At 58.9% G+C, this 659-nt stretch carries 1 pseudogene; it reads left to right on the top strand.

The annotated features are described in order from the left end of the window. Positions 1–659, top strand: a pseudogene (locus BG74_RS10465) (3'-5' exonuclease); the annotation flags it as partial.

Below are 659 nucleotides of genomic sequence, written 5' to 3'. Positions count from 1 at the left end.
GAGAATATCCAGCGTTTTCTGGATGATTTCCCCAACGCGCAGACCATTCTCCTGGAGCAGAATTACCGCTCCACGAGCAATATCCTGCACGCCGCCAATGCCCTTATCGCCCACAACGGCGGCCGGCTAGGAAAAAATTTGTGGACCGAAGGTGCTGAAGGCGAACCGATAAGCCTGTACTGCGCCTTTAACGAACTGGACGAGGCGAGCTTTGTGGTGAACCGCATTAAGGTAAGCCAGGAGCAGGGCAGGTCGCTCAAGGATTGCGCTATTCTCTATCGCAGCAACGCCCAGTCGCGCGTGCTGGAAGAAGCGCTGCTGCAAACGGGCCTGTCTTATCGAATTTATGGCGGTATGCGCTTTTTCGAGCGCCAGGAAATCAAGGATGCGCTCGCCTATTTACGACTTATCGCCAATCGCAACGACGACGCCGCCTATGAACGGGTGGTCAATACGCCAACGCGCGGCCTCGGCGATCGCACCCTCGACGTAGTGCGTCAGACTGCCCGCGACCAAAAGCTAACGCTGTGGCAGTCCAGCTGGGCGCTGCTCGCCGGGCGCGTGCTGGCCGGTCGCGCCGCCGTTGCGTTGCAGCGGTTTATAGGGCTTGTCGATGGGTTGGCGGAAGAGACGGCGGAACTGCCGCTCCATGTGCAAAC

This window comes from Sodalis-like endosymbiont of Proechinophthirus fluctus (assembly GCF_001602625.1).
Classification (GTDB): Bacteria; Pseudomonadota; Gammaproteobacteria; order Enterobacterales; family Enterobacteriaceae.
This window is presented reverse-complemented; position numbering and strand designations above follow the sequence as displayed.